18 protein-coding genes are annotated in these 18,047 nt (G+C 69.9%); 7 read left to right on the top strand and 11 right to left on the bottom strand.

The genetic code is table 11. The features are described 5' to 3' along the window. Positions 1-50 precede the first annotated feature (50 nt). On the bottom strand, positions 51-632 hold the full coding sequence (locus BIU95_RS05685) for a DUF3000 domain-containing protein (RefSeq protein ID WP_017886108.1): 582 nt from the start codon (positions 630-632) through the stop codon (positions 51-53). A 23-nt stretch (positions 633-655) separates the two neighbouring features. Between BIU95_RS05685 and BIU95_RS05680 the strand changes: the two genes are divergently transcribed. After that, complete coding sequence (locus tag BIU95_RS05680; RefSeq protein ID WP_017886109.1) at positions 656-1,879, top strand: alpha/beta fold hydrolase; 1,224 nt, start codon at positions 656-658, stop codon at positions 1,877-1,879. A 227-nt stretch (positions 1,880-2,106) separates the two neighbouring features. Here the strand turns inward: BIU95_RS05680 and BIU95_RS05675 are convergent, their stop codons facing one another. Together BIU95_RS05675 and BIU95_RS18165 are read right to left on the bottom strand one after the other, a co-directional pair. Continuing rightward, positions 2,107-2,478, bottom strand: a complete 372-nt coding sequence (locus tag BIU95_RS05675) for a hypothetical protein (protein WP_071250852.1) — start codon at positions 2,476-2,478, stop codon at positions 2,107-2,109. 1 nt (position 2,479) lies between these two features. Further along, positions 2,480-2,800: a hypothetical protein gene (locus tag BIU95_RS18165; RefSeq protein WP_139179670.1), complete on the bottom strand. Its 321-nt coding sequence runs from the start codon at positions 2,798-2,800 to the stop codon at positions 2,480-2,482. Between BIU95_RS18165 and BIU95_RS19155 the strand changes: the two genes are divergently transcribed. Together BIU95_RS19155 and BIU95_RS05670 are read left to right on the top strand one after the other, a co-directional pair. Continuing rightward, on the top strand, positions 2,793-2,921 hold the full coding sequence (locus tag BIU95_RS19155; protein ID WP_258373620.1) for a hypothetical protein: 129 nt from the start codon (positions 2,793-2,795) through the stop codon (positions 2,919-2,921). The two genes, BIU95_RS18165 and BIU95_RS19155, sit on opposite strands and share 8 nt — an antisense overlap. Before the next feature lie 87 nt (positions 2,922-3,008). After that, positions 3,009-3,350, top strand: coding sequence for a ribonuclease E inhibitor RraB (locus BIU95_RS05670; RefSeq protein ID WP_071250850.1), 342 nt, complete (start codon positions 3,009-3,011; stop codon positions 3,348-3,350). A gap of 162 nt (positions 3,351-3,512) precedes the next feature. Here the strand turns inward: BIU95_RS05670 and BIU95_RS05665 are convergent, their stop codons facing one another. From BIU95_RS05665 to BIU95_RS05635, 7 genes are all read right to left on the bottom strand, one after another. Next, positions 3,513-4,181: a hypothetical protein gene (locus tag BIU95_RS05665; RefSeq protein ID WP_071250848.1), complete on the bottom strand. Its 669-nt coding sequence runs from the start codon at positions 4,179-4,181 to the stop codon at positions 3,513-3,515. Positions 4,182-4,240: 59 nt separating this feature from the next. Continuing rightward, on the bottom strand, positions 4,241-4,657 hold the full coding sequence (locus tag BIU95_RS05660; protein WP_017886112.1) for a DUF6188 family protein: 417 nt from the start codon (positions 4,655-4,657) through the stop codon (positions 4,241-4,243). Continuing rightward, positions 4,654-5,070 (bottom strand): DUF6188 family protein, encoded by a 417-nt coding sequence (locus BIU95_RS05655; protein ID WP_017886113.1) that lies wholly within the window; start codon positions 5,068-5,070, stop codon positions 4,654-4,656. The genes BIU95_RS05660 and BIU95_RS05655 overlap by 4 nt, the downstream gene beginning before the upstream one ends. 165 nt (positions 5,071-5,235) lie before the next feature. Beyond that, entirely contained in the window at positions 5,236-5,760 is a 525-nt protein-coding gene (locus BIU95_RS05650) for an Imm26 family immunity protein (protein ID WP_071250846.1), read from the bottom strand. After that, on the bottom strand, positions 5,757-11,105 hold the full coding sequence (locus tag BIU95_RS05645) for a DUF6531 domain-containing protein (protein WP_071250844.1): 5,349 nt from the start codon (positions 11,103-11,105) through the stop codon (positions 5,757-5,759). Before BIU95_RS05645 ends, BIU95_RS05650 begins: the two co-directional genes overlap by 4 nt. Before the next feature lie 137 nt (positions 11,106-11,242). After that, positions 11,243-11,701, bottom strand: a complete 459-nt coding sequence (locus BIU95_RS05640) for a SufE family protein (protein WP_056068489.1) — start codon at positions 11,699-11,701, stop codon at positions 11,243-11,245. Next, complete coding sequence (locus tag BIU95_RS05635) at positions 11,698-12,609, bottom strand: sulfurtransferase (protein WP_017886117.1); 912 nt, start codon at positions 12,607-12,609, stop codon at positions 11,698-11,700. The genes BIU95_RS05640 and BIU95_RS05635 overlap by 4 nt, the downstream gene beginning before the upstream one ends. A 211-nt stretch (positions 12,610-12,820) precedes the next feature. Between BIU95_RS05635 and zapE the strand changes: the two genes are divergently transcribed. Next, positions 12,821-13,771, top strand: a complete 951-nt coding sequence (zapE, locus tag BIU95_RS05630) for a cell division protein ZapE (protein ID WP_231564026.1) — start codon at positions 12,821-12,823, stop codon at positions 13,769-13,771. A 241-nt stretch (positions 13,772-14,012) separates the two neighbouring features. Next, positions 14,013-15,257, top strand: a complete 1,245-nt coding sequence (locus BIU95_RS05625) for an ammonium transporter (protein ID WP_017886119.1) — start codon at positions 14,013-14,015, stop codon at positions 15,255-15,257. Positions 15,258-15,524: 267 nt separating this feature from the next. On the opposite strand, the gene BIU95_RS05620 is transcribed toward BIU95_RS05625, so the two are convergent. Next, positions 15,525-16,496 carry an aldo/keto reductase gene (locus BIU95_RS05620; RefSeq protein ID WP_031259266.1) on the bottom strand — a complete coding sequence of 324 codons (972 nt, stop codon included), beginning with the start codon at positions 16,494-16,496 and terminating at the stop codon, positions 15,525-15,527. Between the two features lie 99 nt (positions 16,497-16,595). Here BIU95_RS05620 and BIU95_RS05615 point away from each other — a divergent pair, with 99 nt between their 5' ends. Together BIU95_RS05615 and BIU95_RS05610 are read left to right on the top strand one after the other, a co-directional pair. After that, positions 16,596-17,003: a ChaB family protein gene (locus BIU95_RS05615; protein WP_042537067.1), complete on the top strand. Its 408-nt coding sequence runs from the start codon at positions 16,596-16,598 to the stop codon at positions 17,001-17,003. Between the two features lie 69 nt (positions 17,004-17,072). Beyond that, positions 17,073-18,041, top strand: coding sequence for a beta-ketoacyl-ACP synthase III (locus tag BIU95_RS05610; RefSeq protein WP_083389259.1), 969 nt, complete (start codon positions 17,073-17,075; stop codon positions 18,039-18,041). The last annotated feature ends 6 nt before the right edge of the window (positions 18,042-18,047 follow it).

Raw genomic sequence — 18,047 nt, 5'->3', positions numbered from 1 at the left:
AGCAGCCGAGCCGGCAGCGGGGCTGGCGGCGTCCTGGGGAGCGGGATCGGTCACTTGGCGAGCCTCCTCGGGGCCAGCAGGGTCACGCCGTCCGATGCGGGAGGCAGACCGGCGAGCATGGCGACGATGTCCTGCCAGGCCCGGACGTGTGCGGTGAGGTCGTCGCCGCGTGGTGTCCACGACGCGCGGAGTTCCAGCTGGGCGCCGTCGCCCTGTGCGGCGAGGTCGCCGTACCCGCGCGAGATGATCTTGGTGGCCGTGCCCGAGGCGTGGTCGTACGTCGCACCGTGCGACTCGAGCGCGTCGACGAGCCAGCTCCACGTCACGTCCGCGACGAACTCGTCGACGCCGATCTCCGGTTCGAGCGGCGCCTGGGCGAACGAGACGACGCGGAACGCGCCACCCCAGCCCTCGGGTTCTTCCGGGTCGTACAGGGCGATGAAGCGCCCGGTGCCCAGGTCCGACTCGACCCCGTGCGCGGTGCCGGACACGTCCGCCGCCAGGGCGATCGAGAACGGTGCGATCCGGGTCGGCGAGGGGATCTCGGTGACGGTGGTCTCGGCACGGCCGCTGCCGCCGGACACGAACGCGCGGAGCCGCGCGAAGGCGTCGGGCTCTCGGGTTTCGGACACACATGCAGACTAGGCTCCGGGCCATGTCCCGATCCGCGCGACCCGCCGAGGACGTCGTCCAGGAGACCGCTCGATCGGCCGGGTTCATCGCACTCGGCGCCGGTCTGGCAGCAGCAGCGGTGGGGACGGCCGTCATCGGTGGCTTCGTCGCCGCCGTCGCCCGCGCCGTCGTCACGCCTGACCGCAAGCGCAACGAGCGCGTGCCGATCCACGCCGTCGACCCGGTCCGGAAGACCGTCACGATCGAGCGCACCGCGGACACGGAACTGCAGGGCCGCTACTCGCTCTGGTTCGGCGGCGGCACCGGACACATGCGCGTCGGCGAAGTGCTCGGCACGACCGACACCACCGTCACCCGCCGCATCATCGCCATCGACGCCGGCGACCCGACCGCCGCCCGTCGCGGTCGCTGGGGCGGCTGGTTCTACCTGACACCCGGCGAACTCGACGTGCCCGTCGAGGACGTCGACATCCCCACCCCGAACGGCCCTGCCCCGGCATGGGTCGTCCGCGCCGACGATCCGGACGCCCCGTGGGCCGTGCTGGTGCACGGCCGTGGTGTCACCCGCGCCGAGACCATCCGCGCCGTCCCGGTCTTCCGCGCCGCCGGCTACTCGGTCGTCCTCGCCTCGTGGCGGAACGACGGCGTCGCCCCGCCCAGTGTCGACGGTCGCTACGGCCTCGGCAGCACCGAGTGGGAGGACGTCGACTCCGTGCTCCGCTGGCTCACCGCGCAGGACGCCCAGAGCGTCGTGCTGATGGGCTGGTCGATGGGTGGCGCCGTCGTGTTGCAGACCCTGCTCCGCTCGCGGTTCGCCGGGCTGGTCGACGGGGTCGTGCTCGAGTCACCCGTGGTCGACTGGCACGCCGTCCTGAAGTCGCAGAGCCAGCTCCTGCGCCTGCCGCGGCCGGTCCGCAAGGTCGCACAGCGCCTGCTCCGCACGCCCGTGCTCTACCGGTTGGCCGGGCTGCAGCGGCCCGTCGACCTGCGCGAGCTCGACATGGTCACCCGTGCCGACGAACTCACGGTGCCGATCCTGCTGCTGCACAGCGACGACGACGGCTTCGTGCCGTCCTCGGCCTCGCACGACCTGGCGCGCGCGCGGCCCGACCTGGTCCGGCTCGAGATCCAGACCACGGCCCGGCACACGAAGCTCTGGAACCACGACGCCGACTGGTTCGACGCCCGGATCCTCGCGTGGCTCACCGAGGTGGTCCAGCGGCGCGGCGCGGCCAGCGCGCGGTAGAGACGACCGAACGACGGACGGGAGGCGCGGTGCCAGCTGGTACCGCGCCTCCCGTCCGTTCCTGCGTCCGTTCGGTCGCTTGGTGAGCAGGAATGGTCGGGTCGCCGTCCGACACCCGACCATTCCTGCTCACGAAGCGGGTGGTCCGGCGATCGCTCCGTTCGAGGCGCTTCCTGCTGCCTCGTCGGGCGGTTCGCGAGTCTGCCGGAGCTTGCCGACCAGATCGATCACTTCGTCGAGGAGCGCGGGCGAGTGCTCATCTCGTGGGCGTGCGCGTCTGCCTCGGTCTTGTAGATCTCGCCCCATGCGATGCTCGGCGGCATGGCATGGACAGGCAGATCGGCGTCAGGGAGACAGATCTGGACGAAGTGCGGGAAAGCGGGGAACGTCCAGAGGTCTTCGTCTTCGAAGCGACTCCAGAGCAACAGCTCCCCGACGCCCAGCGGGTGGCCGAGCTCCTGACCGTTCAGCGGCGGATCGCAGCTGACCATCAGCGCATGGTGACCGTTCGGGAGCTCGATCGGTCGTTCCACTTCGCACCGGAAGACGGACGAGAACCGCTTGCTGTCCATGGACGAGAGAAAGAAGACTTCTTGCATGTCAGAACTCCGGATTGATGCCGCTGACGCGATCGAGCTGGATCGCGCGCTTCTCGATGCCGTTCGGGAGGGGGTCGCGCAACGTTGCTTCGAGCAGGAACTGCCCCGAGTTCACGCTGTGATCGGGCTCGGTCTTCCCTGACGGTAGTCCTGCGACGTCGCGGTGGTCGGCAACAGAACCAGGGTGGGACGGCGACCATGAGGCACCGGTCGCCTGAGCATCTCCGCCGTAGACACGGGAGATCTTCTGACCTTCGAAGGGCGTCGGGAACTCGTCGCCGAGCTTCTTCACCGCCGTCGGCAGATCAACCTGGTTGAGCACCCCGCCGGTCGCCGGCGACGTCGTCGCGCTGTGGAACCACGATGCCGACTGGTTCGACGCCCGGATCCTCGCGTGGCTCACCGAGGTGGTCCAGCGGCGCGGGGCGGCCAGCGCGCGGTAGACGCGACCGCAGGGCGGATGGGAGGCGCGGTGTCAGCTGGCACCGCGCCTCCCGTTTGTCGGTGGTGCCGTCTGCGACAATCGACCCATGTGGCCGTTCCGCAAGCGCCCCGACACGGTGCCCTCGTTGCCGACGAACCCCGTGCTGCAGCAGATCGTGCAGCGGGGCGGCGACTTGTCCCAGCCGCGCGACTGGGTGCACTTCGTCTACTTCCCGGACGGAGGGTCCGCCAGGGCTGCCTCCGCGCGGATCGCCGCCGCCGGGTGGAACGTCGCAGTCAAGCCGTCGGGTGCGGAGTGGTACGTCGCCGCCGATCAGCAGAACGTGCTCGTCGACGACGCCCGACTCGGCGAGGCGGTGCGGTTCTTCGAAGGGATCACCGCGGAGACCTCCGGCGCGCAGTGGGACGGCTACGAAGCGAGCATCTAGATCGTCGTTTGCTGGCCTCGCCCGAACTCCTCGAGAATGAGTCGATCCGGACGACCAGGGGTGATCTCGGCGGTCAGGTCCGAGCCTGGTGCACCAGATCGGGCAGCACGATGTGATCAGCGGGGATCGTGTACGTGACCACCTCGAGGTCGTTCGGCGCTGTCATGGTGATCCGGTCTCCTCTGTCGTCTCGGTCTGGGGCGAGAGGCCGCCCACGCTCATGGCAGCGAGGATGTCGGTCCTGCCGGGCGTGAACGCCGTGATTCCGACCGAGGTGTCAGCCTGCACGATGCAGAACCCCGGCTGCTCGTCGCCGAGCGGCACGAGCGCACGGGCGAACTCGTCGAGTCCGCGCACGTCGAAGCCCTTTTCGGCGGCAATCCTGTACTTCGTCAGGAAGGTGCGTGCCGTCGACAGCGCGCCCTGCTCGAAGATGCGCAGCCGTTCCTCGGCCAGACACCGCGATGCCACCTCGAGCGCCAGTTCCGCCCCCGGAGCGTCTGATGCGCGGAGCCGCGCGCACAGCTCCTGGACGGAGATGTGGACGACCCCGACGGAACGGTCGATCGCCGTGGCTGCCACGAGCGTTCGGTCCGTCGCGCGCAACACGACCGTCACGAGTTCATCCCCGTGCTCGACCTGACAGATCAGGACCAGCTCGTCGCCGAGGGCTTCGAGTGGGTCGATGAACGGCACGAGGTTCGGCTCCTGCTTCGAGTAGGACCGCCGGATGACCGCTGCGAACGAGCGTGCGGACATGTCGGAGACGAGCACTTGCGCGTCCGATCCCACTGCGGCGAGGACCTCGACGACACGATCTGGCAGGTCCACAGTCGTTCCGTTGGTGACCGCTCGGAGATGGTGGATCGAGATGGCCGGGGGCACGTCCGTCACCGTCTGATCTCCGCGGACGACGGGCTGTGTCGGTACCGGACCTCGCCGTCGGGCAGAACGTCGATGTCCACTCGTGCGCGCCCCGGTTCGCTGTAGTGCCAGGACGGACCTCGGCGGTTCGACCAGCCCTCGAGCAACTCACCCGAGGCGAACCGGATGGCGATCCGCGCGCCCGTGACTGCACCGTCCGAGACGACCTTGTTGTGCAGGGCAAGGAGGTCGAGCAGGGACGGTTTGTCGCCGGGATCGAGGAACGCGTGTTCCCCGTCAGAGCCTGTCAGCGCGAAGTCGGTCTCGAACCGGAGCGAAGCACCGCTCGAGAAGCGGATCGTCACGTCTGGTCCGATGCTGATGAGGTCGACGGTGTCGCCGGCGATGTCCAGCGCGAAGGGCTGGCGCGGAACGCCGCTCATCCTCGATCTCCTTCCGTGCCGGTGCCCGTGCTCGTGCTCCCGGTCGGCGGCTCGGTGCGGGCCGGGCGACTCTTCGGCCCGGAGACCTGCCAGGACTCGAACTCGGCATCGGGACCGGCGACGAGGGTGTCCCCGCCGTCGAAGATCAGCGTCAGTACGCCGTTCTCGGTCGAACTCCGAACGAGCTCGGCACCGAACAGCCGCAGAACCGGGAGCAGTGAGTCCTTGCGGTCGGGATCGACGACCGCGGTGCTTCCGGACCGGTCGGTGACGGTGCACTCGGATTCGAGCTGGACGCGGTAGGCGTTGCCGAACCCCAGCTCAAGCCGGAAGTCGACGCCTATGAGGTCGAGCGTGCCCGCGCGCTCGAGGGTCATCGCGCCCCCGGTGGAGTCTGCCGTGTCACGGGTCACGATCGTTCACTCGTCCGAAATCTGCGCGGAGCCGACGACAGAGGGCCGGCGGAGTCCATCCCGCGTCGCATCTGTGAACCCCGGAAGTTCAAGACTGTCGACGTTCCTCTTCCTCATCCAGATCATGATCTCCCTGGTTGATTCAGGATCGTCGTTCACGGACTGCTAGTCGCCGAACAATTCGGACGACGTAGGAGTTGGACGATATCGAACTTCGTCGTAGGCCGGGAGCCACGGTTCCAGACCGAAGTGAGCACGAACCGCCTTCTCGAGGACGATCGGGGAATCGATCGTGAGCCGCGGGACCTGGGTAGCCTCCTGTCCCGTTGCCCGGCGCATTCTCGTTCCGTCGAAGTTCGTCACCCGGACTCCGTCGTAGTCGTCTGATCCGAAGCTGTAGGCGGGCAGGAAACGTGCCTGATCCGGAGCGCGGTGGCCCACTATCTGCCACATCCCCGGTCGGAATCGGGCGTCGAACGTCATCCGGGCCAGGAGTGGCGGAGTTGCGGCCACCTCGCTGAGGTCGAGGCTCTGAACTGCATCTTCAGGAACGACCAGATCGAAGACGACGACGTAGAACGAACTCTTGTACTTGCCGATCACTTGTCCGAGGGCAGCCCTGCCGTCGCCGAGGGGCACTGTGAAGATGTCGCCGATCGTGATCCTGTAGACCTGCTGTTTCGTACTCAATACGGGCTTCCTCCTGCCGCGTCGTAACGCTTTTCGCTCATCTGGTGGCGCTTGTTGGACAGGCCGCCATCCGGGTTGCCCTTGTTCGTGGGTCCGCCTTCGTTGCGAATGTGGAACTCTTCTCGACGGTCCAGGTCGACTCCTGGGTGCCCCCTGTCGATCCTCTCAAATCTGAACGCCGCATCCGGGTGTTCTCGTGCGTGAGCGGCCTGGCGCAGGAGGAAGTGGTCTTCACTCTTGGTCTGTCCGATGTAGGGCTTCAGGCCGTCGGTGATGTCCGTGCGCCGGTAGATGATGCCCGGTGGTACCGGCGTCTCTTCGCCGAGCTTCGCCACGGACGTCGGCAGATGCACCTTCGACATCGTGCCGCCGGTGGCCGCCGACGTCGCCGCACCCTCGGCAGCGTTCCGGAGCAGGCCGCCGGGGGTCACGGGCTGGCCACTCACCGCGTAGTTCGCGACGTTCTCCGCCGCACCTTCTGCTGCGTTCTTGACCAGCTGCTTGCCGATCAGGGCACCGGCACCACCCCCGACGGCGCCGAAGGCCCCGCTGACGGCGACCTGGCCCCAGTTCACCTCGCCGGTCGTGGCCTTCTGGATGATTGTGTCGGCACCGGCGCTGATGAGCATCATGCCGACCGGACCGCCGACGCCGGTGGCGACGAGCACCCCGCCCGCGACGACCATGGCACCGCCGGCGACGTACTCCCAGTTGTCCGCGAACCAGTCACCGGTCGCGGCTGCGGCACGTGCGAGCGGCCCCTGTTCGGCTGCCGCGTAGGCCTCCAGCTCCGCGTCGGTGACGGGCGCGAGACCGAGCGGGTCGATGGCGTGCAGCGGATCGTTGCCGGCGAACGAGTACGGGTTGCCGGCCCAGGCTGCTCCCGCGGGCGCGGTGACCGGGTCGACGGACAGGAAGCCGCGCGACGACGAGTCGTAGGCGCGAGCACCCATCCACTCCAGGCCGGCGACCTGCAGCGAACCGTCGGCGCCGAGGGCGACCCCGCCCGGCAGACCGGAGCCGCCGAGGTCGACGAGCGTCTGCCACGGGTCGGCGTCGTCGGCTGCTCTCGTGGTGCGCCGACCGCTGGCGATCCAGCGGTCGTCCACCCCGATCAGGCCGCCGGGAGCGCGGAGCACCGGCTCGTCACCGACGGCCAGGAGCGTCGGCGCGAACGCGGCGGTGTCCCAGTCGATCGGGACGCCGTCGACATCGGCGAGTTCACCGAGGGCGTCGACCTGCAGGTCGGTTGTGGTGCTGCCTGCCGCGGTGGACTCCGCCACCCCGGTGAGGTGACCCTGCGGGGTCCAGCCGTACGTGGTCGTCACGCCGTCGGCTCGGAGCGCCTGCACCCGACGACCAGCGCCGTCGTAGGCGTACTCCACTTCGGGCAATCCGTCCGGAGCGTCGACCCTGCTCAGCTGTCCGGCGGCGTCGTACGTGAACCGTCGGGCCGCGGAGTCCGTCCGTTCCTCGACCAGACGCCCCGCCGCGTCGTAGACCCAGTCCGTGCGACCACCCTCGTGGACGGCGGCCACGAGCTGTGCGGCATCGTCGTGCTCGTAGGAGACGCTCTTCCCGGCGCCGTCGACCCGGGTGATCCGCCCATCGGCGTCGCGTGCGACCGTGCTGACCTGCGTGCCCTCCGCGTCGATGCGCGCGTGCCGGACCACGTGTCCGTTCACGTACTCCCAGGTCTGCAGCTGATCGCCGGCGCGGGCCTGCAGGAGTCGCCCTGCCGCGTCGTGCTCGTACCGGGCCTCGCCGAAGACCGAGTGCTCGACCCGGACGACCCGCCCTGCCGCGTCGTGCTCGTACCGGGTCGTGGACCCGTCGGGAGACTGCACCGAGGTGCGGAGCCCGTCGGCATCGTGGGTCCACCGCGTTTCGCGCGCGCCGGTTGAGCGGCGGACGAGCTGCCCGAGTCGGCTGAACTCGAGGACGTGGGCGGTGGGGGAGTCCGGACGGGTCTCGTCGGTGATCGTCACCGTGCGGGTGCGGGAATCGCGGTCGATGCGGCCGATCAACCGGTCACCGGCGTACTGCGCGGATTCCCGACCAGCTGCGTCGTACTCCCACCGCAGCACAGCGCCGTCCGGGTCGGTCTGGGTGAGCTGTCGTCCGGCGGTGTCGTAGGTCGCGATCGTCGTGCGCCCGAGCTGATCCGTGGACGAGGCCACCTTGTCGAGCTGCGTGTACGTCCGGACGGTCACGCCACCCAGCGGATCGACGGTGCGGACGAGTCGTCCACGCTGGTCGTACTCGTAGCGGGTGGTGCCGCCGAGCCCGTTCACCGCGGCGACGAGCTGTCCGGCGGCGTCGTACCGGAAGCTCCGCTGGCCGAAGCGGGTGTCCCGCGCCGAGACCACGCGACCGACCCGGTCGTACCGGTACCGCACGGTGCCGACTCCGGGGACGTCGGCGTGGACGACCCGACCCTGGCGGTCGTACTCGGTCCGGGCGACCTCGCCGGTCGGCAGGGTGCGCGCGACGACCCGCGAATCGGCGTCGTAGGTCAGCGTGGTGCGTGCGCCGGCCGGGTCGATCGCGTTGACCGGGCGACCGCACGCGTCGTACTCGTACCGGGTGGTTCGGCCAGCCGGGGTGGTGACGGCGACGACGCGTCCGGCGAGGTCACGTTCGATCCGGGTGAGGCCCCCGTCCGCGCCGACGAGCTCGGCCGGGCGGCCGCAGGCGTCGTACGTCGTGAGTTCGGCGGACGTGTCCGCGTGCTCGAACCGGGCCGGACGCCCGAACTCGTCGGTCGTCACGGAAACGGCGTCGAAGGCGTCGCGAACCGTGGAGACGCCGTCCGCGCGCGAGCGACGCACCTCGGTGCGGACACCGGTCGGGTCGACCGTGGCACCGAGGGCTCCGACCGCGTCGTACTCGCGCTTCCAGGTGCCGCCGGCCGGGTCGACCACGGCCTCGAGTCGGGAGAGCGCGTCGTGCACGAACGCCCACTCGGCACCGTCGGGCAGGGTCATCGACGAGACGTTGCCGAAGGCGTCGAAGTCCTTCGTCACGACGCGACCGAGGGGATCCGTGGTGGACACGATCTCGCCGTGCTGGCCGTAGGTGACCTCGGTGCGCGCACCGGTCGGGTCGATCGTCGCCGTGACCCGACCGCCGTCGCCGTGCTCGAACCGCCACAGCCCGCCGTCCGGGTCCTCACGCGCGGTGAGCAGTCCGGCGGCGTCGTAGCGGTACCGGGTCCGGTTGCCGAGCGGTGTGACCGCCTCGATGATCCGGCCTCCAGGGTCGCGGACCAACTGCGCGGTGTCACCGACGGCGTTCTCGACCCCGATGAGCTCACCGGACGCATCGTGGTGGAAGGAGACGACCACGCCCATCGGATCGGTCGTCCCCACGAGCAGGCCGTCCCGCCACTCGAGCAGCGTGCGACCGCCGACAGGGTCGATGACGACGGAGGGGTTCCGGTCCTCGCCCGCGTACTCGTACTCGACCACCCCGCCGTTCGCGGTGACCACCGTGGTCATGCGGTCCTGCTCGTCGTACCCGAAGGTCAGGTCGGCGCCCTCCGGTGTCACGGTCCGGGCGCGCCGTCCCCGCTCGTCGTACCCATGGACGGTCACCTGGCCGTCGCGCTCGGTCACCGAGACGAGGTTGCCGTGCGGGTCGTACGACATCGACTGGCGCTGCCCGTCGGTGTCGATGATCCCGACGACGCGGCCCTTCCGGTCGGCGATCCAGGTGTTCGCGTGGGCCCCGTCGACGTCCGCCACCGAGGTGACCCGCCCCCGCAGGTACGTGAACCGGACCTGTCGACCGAACGGTGTGCGCTGCTCGACGACCCGGCCGCGGTCGTCGTAGGTGTTCTCGCACTCGACGACCCCCGTCGCCGCGGTCACTCGGTCGATCAGCCCGTCCGCGTTCCAGCGGTACACGCGACTGCCGACGGCATCGGTCGTCCGGACCAGCCGGCGGGCGTCGTCGTAGTGGTACTCGACGCGTCGCCCGTCCGACGCCGTCACCGACGCCACCCGGTCGCCGCGGTACTCGATGTCGACGAACCGCCCGAACACGTGCGAGAGCCGGGTGATCCGGTCGTGCTCGTCGCGTCGCACGGTCACGGCGGTGCCCGCTCCACGCGCACAGCTCAGCCACAGTCCGGACGGCGTGAACGCCCACCGACCGCCGGCGTTGTCCCGCACGACGAGCGAGTCCTGCTCGGCCCGGAGCCACAGGTCCTCGTCGACGCCGCGGCCCCACCCGTCCCCCTGTCGCGGGAAGTCGACCTGCCGACCGTCGTCGAGCACGACCGAAGCAACATCGTCGCTGACCTCGAGCCGGATGTCGAGGATCGAGGACCAGCCGAGCCCGAACACCCCGATGCGGCCGTCGAGCGAGTTGTACATCCGGGTGAGCCGGAGCGACGCAGCCTGCCCCGCGAAGGACAGGTCGGTCTCGGGCTCGAGGAAGTTCCCTGTCGCGGTGTTCACGGGGTCGTCGGCGAACCCGTTGGTCGGGGGCGTTCCCATCGCCGAGAAGGGTCCGATGGTGAAGTCGTCACGTCCGGCGTCGATCCCCGCCGAGGACAGGGCGGCCGCGATCGCCGCGTCCGACAGCGTCGCGGGCCCGGCACCACCACCGGCGGCCTCGAACTGCGCGGCGACGGTGCCCGCCCAGTCGGCGTCCTGCCCGTTCGCCGTGAGCCAGTCGTTCACCGCGGTCAGCAGCGACTGGGCGTTCAGGGTGCCCCAGCAGGGGTTGCACTCGGCCTCGTAGTCGCTCAGGGCGTTGCGGAACGTGGAGACGGCGCTCGACAGGTCCGAGTCGAGCGTCCGGGTGTTCGCCTCGAAGGAGCGGAGGTCTTCGGGGACGGCCGACGACGTCCCACCGCTGGTCCCACCACCCGCGGGGATCTCGCGGCCCTTGACGCTGACCTCCTCCGCCTGCAGTCGCGGCTCCGGCTCGGGCTCCGGCGGCTTCGGGTCGTCGCCCCCGCCGAACCACGTCGAGACCTCGTGCCCGGCAGCGACGAGGAGGTTCTCCTCGCGTTCACGCTTGCGGGCGTCCCACGCCTTCGCCTGCTTCCGCCGGTCGTCCTCGTCCTTCGCGGCGTCGCGGAGCTCCTGCACGAACCCCGACAGGCTCTGCAACGACTCGACGAGCTTCGTCGCGCTGCGCGCACCGATGTCGGCGTTGTCCGCGAAGACCTCGGAGAAGTACCCCCGGAACTCTGCACTCGCGGTCGTCACCGACGACGACCGCGATCCGGACTGGCCGCCGATCGACGACGCGAGCGCCGTCGAAGCCGATTTGAGCGTGTCCGCCGCGCCGTACGAGTAGCCGGTCGGATCGTTCCCGTGGATCTTCGCCATCGTCAATTCCCCCCATGGTGCTGACCGGCCCATCCTGGCACGGCCAGCGACTGAAATGCCAGAGGACTGGCTGAACCGACGGACGGGAGGCCCGTGGCGGTGTCGCCACGGGCCTCCCGTCCGTCAGTGGGTCGCGTCTACGCGACCGCAGCCTGCACCTGCCGCTGGACGCGACCGAGCATGCCCACCATGCCGCGGATCCGCAGCGGGCTGACCGCCTCGGACAGGCCGATGGTCAACGGGTAGTCCGTCGGGACGGCGAGCACCTGCTCGACGGTCAGGCCGGACAGGCCCTGCGCCAGGATCGAGGCGAAGCCGCGGGTGGTCGGTGCCTCGCGCGGTGCGGTGGCGTGCATCCGGACGACGTCCGGGTCGTCGCCGTCCTCGCCCACCGTCACGGTGATGAAGACGGGGGACTGGCACTCCTCGACGCGTTCGAGTTCGTCCTCGTGCCCCTGCAGGCGCTCGGGCAGCGCCGGCAGCTCGTTCGAGAACTCCAGGAGGAGCTGCAGGCGGTCCTTCTGGCCCAGGGCGAGGAAGTCGTCGCGGATCTCGGCGAGGGTGGCGGGGAGTGTGGCGTCGGTGCTGGCGTTCATCGGTTCGGAACCGTACCCGGCTCGGATCCCTGCACGATGGGGACGCGGACGGCGCTGCCCCACTCGGTCCACGAACCGTCGTAGTTGCGGACGTCGGCGTAGCCGAGCAGGTGCTGCAGGACGAACCAGGTGTGGCTCGAACGCTCACCGATGCGGCAGTACGCGATGACCTGGTCGGCGTCACCGATGCCGGCGCCCTCGCGGTAGATCGCGTCGAGTTCAGCGCGCGACCGGAAGGTGCCGTCGGGCGCCGCCGCCGTGGCCCAGGGGATGTTCACCGCGGTGGGGACGTGCCCGCCGCGCAGCGCGCCCTCTTCCGGGTAGTCGGGCGCGGTCGTGCGCTCCCCGCTGTACTCCGGGGCGCTCCGGACGTCGATGAGCGGCTTGCCGAGGTGCGCGAGGACGTCGTCCTTGAAGGCACGGACGGGCTCGTCGTGGCGCTCGACGACGGGGTAGTCGACGGGCGTCACGGGGGTCTCGTCGGTGGTCAGGGCGCGGTCCTCGGCGATCCACTTGGCGCGGCCGCCGTCGAGCAGGCGGACGTCCTGGTGGCCGAACAGGGTGAACACCCAGAGGGCGTACGCGGCCCACCAGTTGTTCTTGTCGCCGTAGATCACGACGGTGGTGTCGCGGCCGATGCCCTTGCCGCCGAGGAGCTCGGCGAACGCGGCGCCGTCGATGTAGTCGCGCTGCACCGGGTCGTTGAGGTCGGTGTGCCAGTCGACCTTCACAGCGCCGGGGATGTGTCCGGTCTCGTAGAGCAGGACGTCCTCGTCGGACTCGACGACCACCAGGTCGGGCGCGCCGGCACCGGCGTCCAGTTGCTCCTGCAGCCACTCGGTGGAGACGAGGCGCTCCGGGTGCGCGTAGGCGGCGAACTGCTCGGACGGGTCGACCGGTGCGGTCATCGGGGGTACCTCCAGGGGTGCGGGGGAGCGTGGTGCTGGGGAGCGTGCTGCTGGCGCCGGACTAGGATCGGGCGTCGGTGCCTGTGGGCAACGGTACGCGGACGTACCGTGCCCCTGACGCAACGTGACACCCCACGACATGCTTCCCGGAAGGGTCCCCCGATTGCCCGCTCACCTCGTCGACCGTGATCCCCGGGTGACCCCGCAGCAGATGGCCGCGGCGCTCGTGCCCCCGCCGCAGTTCACGGACGCGTCGTTCGACTCGTACCGGCCGGACCCGGACTACGCCTCGCAGGCCTCGGTCCGCGATGCCGTCGCCGCCTTCGTGACCGCAGGGCCCGCCGAGGCCCCACGGCGCGGGCTGTTCGGGAGGCGCAAGCAGTCGGCGGAACCGTCGGCCAAGTCCGGGGTCTACCTGGACGGCGGCTTCGGTGTCGGCAAGACCCACCTGCTCGCGGCGGCGTACCACGCGGCCACCGGGCGGAAGACCTTCGGCACCTTCATCGAGTACACCGCGCTCGTCGGGGCACTGGGGTTCCAGGGGACGGTCGACCTGCTCCGCGGCACCGACCTGGTGTGCATCGACGAGTTCGAGCTCGACGACCCGGGCGACACGATGGTGATGACCCGGCTCATCAAGGAACTGACCGAGACGGGCACCCGCTTCGCCGCGACGTCGAACACGCCGCCGGGGGCGCTCGGCGAAGGACGCTTCGCCGCGCAGGACTTCCTGCGCGAGATCCAGGCGATGTCCGACCGCTTCGACACCATGCGCATCGACGGCCTCGACTACCGCCGACGTGCGGTGGACGAGTCCGCTGCCGTCGTCGACGACGTCGCCGGGTTGCTGCCCACGGGCGCGGTCACGCTCGACGACTTCGGAGCGGTGGTGGCGCACCTGGGTTCCGTGCACCCGTCGAAGTACGTCGCGCTGGTCGAGGACCTGGACGCCGTCGGACTGACCGACGTCCGGGCGTTCACCGACCAGACCGACGCGCTGCGCTGGGTCGCCCTGGTGGACCGGCTGTACGACGCGCAGGTGCGGATCGTCGCCTCGGGGACCCCGCTCGACCAGGTGTACCCCGACGTGATGCTCGAGGGCGGCTACCGCAAGAAGTACCTGCGCGCGGCGTCCCGCGTCGTGGCGCTCACCCGCGCCTGAACGTCGCTCCCTGCCCGGACCGATCTGTCCACGGCGGTCTCCTGCCCCTCGCGCAGGGGACATCGGGCCGCTGGAAACACGACGTTTACAAACGGCGCGGTCGCGTTACATCCGCGAAACAGTTCGTGCTCCCTCGTGAAACCTCGCCTCGCCAGACTCGGTGACACCCGAGGCGGTCCAAGAGCCGCTCGTGCAATCGAGAGGTGAACAGATGCTTGATCAGGGCCAGACAGGCTTCATCATGATCATGGCTGCGCTGGTGTTGTTCATGACACCCGGCCTGGCCTTCTTCTACGGCGGTTTGGTGAAGGCGAAGTCCGTCATCTCCATGATGATGATGTCCTTCGGTGCGATCGCGCTCGTCGGCGTCCTCTGGGTGCTGTACGGCTACGCGATCGCCTTCGCCAACACGGGGCCGCACACGGCCGTCAGCGGCGTCGTCGGGTTCTTCAGCATCGACTGGAACCAGATCGGCCTCGGCCAGGCGTTCGAACAGTCCCAGGCCACCACGCTCGCCGCCACCTACCCCGACCTCGCCTTCGTCGGCTTCCAGGCCACCTTCGCGATCATCACCGTCGCGCTCATCTCCGGCGCCATCGCCGACCGCGCCAAGTTCGGCGCGTGGATGGTCTTCGCCGGCATCTGGGTCACGGTCGTCTACTTCCCGGTCGCCTCGTGGGTCTTCAACCTGACCTCCGGTTGGGCCGCCACGTGGGGCGTCATCGACTTCGCCGGTGGCACCGCGGTGCACATCAACGCCGGTGCGGCGGGTCTCGCCCTGGCGATCGTCCTCGGCAAGCGCGTCGGCTTCGCCAAGGGCGCGCACAAGCCGCACAACCCGCCCTTCGTCCTGCTCGGTGCCGCCATCCTGTGGTTCGGCTGGTTCGGCTTCAACGCCGGCTCCGCCGGTGCCGCGAACGGCGTCGCGTCGCTCGCCTGGATCAACACGCTCGCCGCTCCCGCAGCCGCGGTCCTCGGCTGGTTGCTCGTCGAGAAGCTCAAGGACGGCAAGGCCACCTCTGTCGGTGCCGCCTCGGGTGCCGTCACCGGCCTGGTCGCGATCACCCCGGCCTGTGCCAACCTGACCCCGGGCTGGGGCATCCTGCTCGGCTTCCTCGCCGGCATCGTCTGCTGCTTCGCCATCGACTGGAAGTACCGCCTGGGCTTCGACGACTCGCTCGACGTGGTCGGCGTGCACCTGGTCGGCGGCATCTTCGGCACCCTGTTCCTCGGGTTCTTCGCCAACGACACCGGCCTGATCTACTCCGGCTCGTTCGAGCAGCTCGGCAAGCAGGCGGCCGCAGCCGGTGCCGTCGGCGCCTACTCGTTCGTCCTGGCCTTCCTCATCGGCTGGATCATCGAGAAGACCATGGGCTTCCGCGTCAAGACCGAGGACGAGGTCGCGGGCATCGACACCGCCGTCCACGGCGAGGAGGGCTACGTCCTGTACGAGCAGACCGACGACAGCCCGGTCAGCGTCCGCTAGTCACCAGGCACTACCCGTACGACGACGGGCCCCGCGCACACAGCAGCGCGGGGCCCGTCGTCGTGTCGCTGGGTCGCGTGTTCGACGTGACCACGGACGGGAGGCTCTCCACCGGTCACGGTCGGTCCGCCGCTGGCGCGTCGGCACGGAAGCGGCTTCGGAGGCGCGGTGCGGGTCGGACCCGCACCGCGCCTCCAGGCAGCTGGTCGCGTCAGCGACCCGTTGGTTCCGTTGGTTCCGCCGGTTCGGTTGGTTCCGCCGGCGACGTCACCAGGCGTAGTCCTCCGGCGAGGTCGTGTGCCCCGGGAAGATCTCGTCGAGCCGGTCGAGTGCACGCTGGTCGAGGCGGATGTCGACAGCGCGGACCGCGGACTCCCACTGCTCCATCGTGCGCGGGCCGGTGATCGGCGCGGTGACGCCGGGCTGGTGCAGCAGCCAAGCGAGGGCGAGCTCCCCGGGGGTGTGCCCGAGTTCCTTCGCGAAGGACTCGTACGCGGTGAGCTGGTCACGGTGCGAATCGACGTACTCGGCGCTGCGGCCGGACAGGCGACGCGAGCCGTTCTCCGTCTTCTCGATGACGCCGCCGAGCAGGCCGCCCTGCAGCGGCGACCACGGGATCACGCCGAGGCCGTACGCACGGGCGGCGGGCAGGACCTCGCGCTCGACGTCGCGGACCACGAGGTTGTAGATCGACTGCTCGCTGACCAGGCCGAAGGTGTTGCGGCGCTTCGCGGCCTCCTGCGCCTGGGCGATGTGCCAGCCGGCGAAGTTCGACGAGCCGACGTAGAGCACCTTGCCCTGCTGCACGGCGACGTCGATCGCCTGCCAGATCTCGTCCCACGGCGTCGCACGGTCGACGTGGTGGAACTGGTACAGGTCGATGTGGTCGGTCTGCAGCCGCTGCAGACTCGCGTCGAGCGACTGCCGGATGTTCAGGGCGCTGAGCTTGCCGCCGTTCGGCCAGTCGATCATCTCGCCGTAGACCTTCGTGGCGAGGACGGTCTTCTCGCGACGCCCGCCGCCCTCGGCGAACCAGCGGCCGATGATCTCCTCGGTGGCACCCTTGCCCACCGAGCCGCCGTACCCGTTGGCGGTGTCGAAGAAGTTGACGCCGAGCTCGTGGGCCCGGTCCATGATCGCGTGCGAGTCGTCCTCGCTGGTCTCCGGGCCGAAGTTCATCGTGCCGAGCACTGCTCGTGAAACCGACAGCCCTGTCCGTCCGAGGTGTGTGTAGTCCATGAGACGGGTCTACTCGTGACGCGCTGGTGGCGCCAGGCCCTGGGAGTACCGGTCGAGGGGTGGGGAGTAGTCAGGGAGGACCACTCGAGAGGAGCAGCCATGCCAGCCAAGGACGAGATCCCCAGCACCCTGCAGCGGTCCCCGGAGCACGCGCAGGAGATCTTCGAGAAGGCGCTCGACTCGGCGAACGAGTCGTACGGACCGGGCGAGCGCGCGCACCGCACCGCGTTCGCCGCGGTGAAGCACGAGTACGAGAAGGTCGGCGACCACTGGGAGGAGAAGGAGTCCTCCGGCCCGTCCGACTCCGGTGCCGCGGGTTCGCGTGGTGCTGGCTCGGACTCATCCGGGAAGACCGAGGGCGGTGTCGACGCGAACGCCTCGAAGGCACACCTGATGGACGTCGCGAAGCGGCTCGACGTGCGCGGCCGGTCGAAGATGAACAAGGACGAGCTGGTCGACGCGATCGGCAAGGCCAACGACCGTGCGACCGCCGCCGCGCGGAAGTGACGGTGCGAGGCGGGGCCTGCATTCCTCGGCAGGCATGCTGGCTCGGGGCGAGGGGGTAACGTGCCGACGGTGAACATCCCAGCACTCCGTGGCAGCCGGATCCTCGGGTTCGGACACCACCAGCCCGAACGCATCCTGACCAACGACGAACTGTCGACGATGGTCGACACGAACGACGAGTGGATCCGCACCCGCACCGGCATCCAGACCCGACGGATCGCCGGGCCCGACGACACCGTCACGTCGATGGCGATCGAGGCCGGCCGCCGTGCCCTCGCCGACGCCGGGGTGTCGCCCTCGGCCGTCGGACTCGTCATCGTCGCGTCCACCACGCACCAGGACCGCGCTCCGTACACGGCCGGCCGGGTCGCCGCCGCACTCGGCATGACGAACGGCCCAGCGCCGATCGACATCAACACCGCGTGCAGTGGCTTCGAGTACGCGCTCGGGCTCGCCGACCAGTCCATCCGGACCGGCTCGGCCGACGTCGCGCTCGTGATCGGGTCCGAGGTGCTGTCCGGCATCGCCGACTGGACCGACCGGTCGACCTGTGTGCTCGTCGGTGACGGAGCCGGCGCCGCCGTGCTCGGTGTCGCCGAGACGCCCGAGATCGGGCCGGTGTCGTGGGGGAGCGTGCCGCACCTGCTCGATGCCGTCCGCGTGGAGGGGTCGCCGGGGCGCTTCAACCAGGAGGGCCGCTCGATCTACCGCTGGGCCATCACCGAGGCGGAGGGACACGCCCGCAAGGTCGTCCAAGCCGCGGGGCTCTCGATGGACGACATCGAGGTGTTCGCGTTCCACCAGGCGAACCTGCGGATCATCGAGCCGCTCGTGACCGCGCTCGGCGGGGAGTCCAAGTTCGTCATCCGCGACGTCGTCGAGTCCGGGAACACCTCGGCGGCGAGTGTGCCGCTCGGGCTGTCGAAGGCGTGGGAGCGTGGTGACCTGCCCGAGGGCGTGCCGGCGCTGCTGTTCGGCTTCGGGGGCGGGTTCGCGCACGCTGGACAGGTCGTGACGACGCCCGTGCGGTCCTTCTAGGACACG

It is taken from the genome of Curtobacterium sp. MCBA15_007, from assembly GCF_001864905.1.
Taxonomy (GTDB): domain Bacteria; phylum Actinomycetota; class Actinomycetes; order Actinomycetales; family Microbacteriaceae; genus Curtobacterium; species Curtobacterium poinsettiae.
The sequence above is the reverse complement of the archived record's forward strand: the minus strand, read 5'-3'. Positions and strand labels throughout refer to the sequence as shown.